Annotated in this window: 3 protein-coding genes; 2 read left to right on the plus strand and 1 reads right to left on the minus strand. The window is 71.0% G+C overall.

The genetic code is table 11. The annotated features are described in order from the left end of the window. Nucleotides 1–461: PucR family transcriptional regulator (locus R6V09_RS51185; protein WP_317888258.1), on the plus strand; the 461-nt coding region annotated here is incomplete at its 5' end. Between the two features lie 123 nt (nucleotides 462–584). Next, entirely contained in the window at nucleotides 585–1,886 is a 1,302-nt protein-coding gene (locus R6V09_RS51190) for an NAD(P)/FAD-dependent oxidoreductase (protein ID WP_317888259.1), read from the plus strand. Nucleotides 1,887–1,894: 8 nt separating this feature from the next. Here R6V09_RS51190 and R6V09_RS51195 read toward each other — a convergent pair. After that, nucleotides 1,895–2,311: ADP-ribosylglycohydrolase family protein (locus R6V09_RS51195; protein WP_317888260.1), on the minus strand; the 417-nt coding region annotated here is incomplete at its 5' end.

Raw genomic sequence — 2,311 nt, forward strand, 5'->3', positions numbered from 1 at the left:
GGCCCGGGCGGACCTGCGCGATCGGCCTCAGCGCCACCGTGCACGGTCTCGAAGCCGTCGTCGACGCCCACCGGCAGGCCGGCACCGCGGTCCGTGCGGCCACGCTCCTGCCGGTGTTCGGCGGCGTGGCGTCCTGGTCCTCGCTCGGCCCCTTCGCCCTGCTACTACGCGTCGACTTCGACCAGTTGACACAGGACCTCCCGTTTCCCGGAGTGGGAGACCTGCTCGGGAATCCGGAACACGCCGTCCTCGTCCGGAGCGCCGAGGAATTCCTCGACCGCGCCGGCGACTCCGGCAGCACGGCCCAGGCGATGCATGTCCACCGGACCACCCTCTACCACCGGCTCAAGCGCGTCGAGAGCATCACGGGCCTCTCCCTCGACGACGGAATGGACCGCCTGACCCTGCATCTCGCGCTCAAACTGGCCCGGATCAACACCGCGCGCCGATCGGCGGGTTGACCGCGACACCTGACGCAACACCTGATGCGGGAAAGCGCCGTGAGGCGCGACCACGAGCGCTTCTGGCACACCCGCCGACGCTCCTACGATCGACGAACGATCGACGAAAAAGGAGGATCGCCGATGCATTCCGACGCCGTGATCGTGGGAGCCGGTGTCATGGGAACGTCGATCGCGCTCGAACTGGCGAGATCGGGCCGCAGCACCGTCGTGGTCGACAAGGCACGCGGCATAGGGCACGGCTCCACCAGCGCGTCCAGCGCCATCATGCGGTTCAACTTCTCCACCCTGGCCGGTGTCGCCACCGCCTGGGAGTCCAGGTTCCACTGGGAGAACTGGGCCGAGCACACCGGGCTGCCCGACTCTGCCGACCTCGTCCGGTACGTCAGGACCGGCCTCGCCTTCCTCGACGTGGACATCGCCCCCAGAGCCCTGTACCTCCCCTTGTTCGACACCGTCGGGGTGCCCTACGAGGAGTGGGACACCGACCGCCTCACCGCCGAGATACCCGGCATCGACACGGGACGCCACTGGCCGCCGAAGCGCCTGGCCGACGACGCGTTCTGGGAGCGGTCCGCCGAGAGCCTCGGCGCGGTGTACACCCCGGACGCCGGCTACGTCAGTGATCCCCAACTGGCCGCCGCCAACCTGGCCGACGCCGCCGTACGGCAGGGCGCGGTGTTCATGCTGAACAGGGCGGTCACGCAGGTGGTCCGCCACTCCGGGCGGGTGTCCGCCGTACTGCTCGACGACGGGACCAGGATCGACACCGGCATCGTCGTCAACGCGGCCGGCCCCTGGTCCGGCCGGATCAACGAACTCGCGGGCGTCGGCGACGACTTCACGGTGTCGCTCCGGCCGCTGCGCCAGGAGGTGCACCACGTACCGGGACCGGCCGGGCGGGGTGGAACGGGAGCCCCGGACATGTGTCTCGCGGACATCGATCTCGGCGTCTATCTGCGGGCCGAGGTGGGCGGCGGCCTGTTGATCGGCGGGACCGAACCGGAATGCGACCCGCTGCAGTGGGTCGACGACCCCGACAGCGTCGCCACCGACGTGACGAAGGCCGTGTTCGAGGCACAGGCCACCCGCGCGGCCCGACGCCTCTCGACCCTGACGGTCCCCAACCGCCCGAGGGGAGTCGTCGGTGTCTACGACGTCACCGACGACTGGACGCCCGTCTACGACAAGACGGACCTGCCCGGCTACTACGTGGCGATCGGCACCAGCGGAAACCAGTTCAAGAACGCCCCGCTCGTCGGCGGATTCCTGCGCACCATCGTCGACCACACTGAGAACGGCGTGGACCACGACCGGCACCCCGCGGTGTTCAAGGCCCCGTACACGGGCCACACCATCGACCTGAGCACCTTCTCCAGACTGCGCCCGGTGAACGACAAGAACTCCGGGACGGTCCTGGGCTGACGGCCGCCCTACACGGAGGGTTGGCGGCCCGCCGCGAGCGCGTCCCAGCCGCTCCAGGCGGGGATCGCCTCCAGGGCCTCCCGCCAGGCCGACGGGATGCCGTCGGTGCCGGTGCGGGCCGCGACGACACCGCCCACGATCGCGCAGGTCGTGTCCCGGTCGCCCCACCCGGCGACGGTCTGCCACAACGCCTCCGGCAGGTCGTCCAGGTGCCCCGCCGCCGACCACAGGGCGAAGGGCACGGTGTCCGGAGCCGAGATCAGCGTCCCCGAACCCAGCACGGACGCCGCGTGCCGCACCGACGTCCGCGCGGAGAAGCCCGCGGCCACCAGCAGACGGGAGCGGACGTCGCCGTCCGGCACGTGCGAGGCGACCTCCCGCAGGAACTCGGCTCGCGGCAGGGCCTGTTGACCCGCGCCGGCGGC

Source organism: Streptomyces sp. W16 (genome assembly GCF_033194735.1).
Classification (GTDB): domain Bacteria; phylum Actinomycetota; class Actinomycetes; order Streptomycetales; family Streptomycetaceae; genus Streptomyces.

What these genes read in the sequence shown, in the direction of transcription:
- R6V09_RS51190 (WP_317888259.1), top strand. Translation starts at nt 585, where the DNA reads ATGCATTCCGACGCCGTGATCGTGGGAGCCGGTGTCATGGGAACGTCG.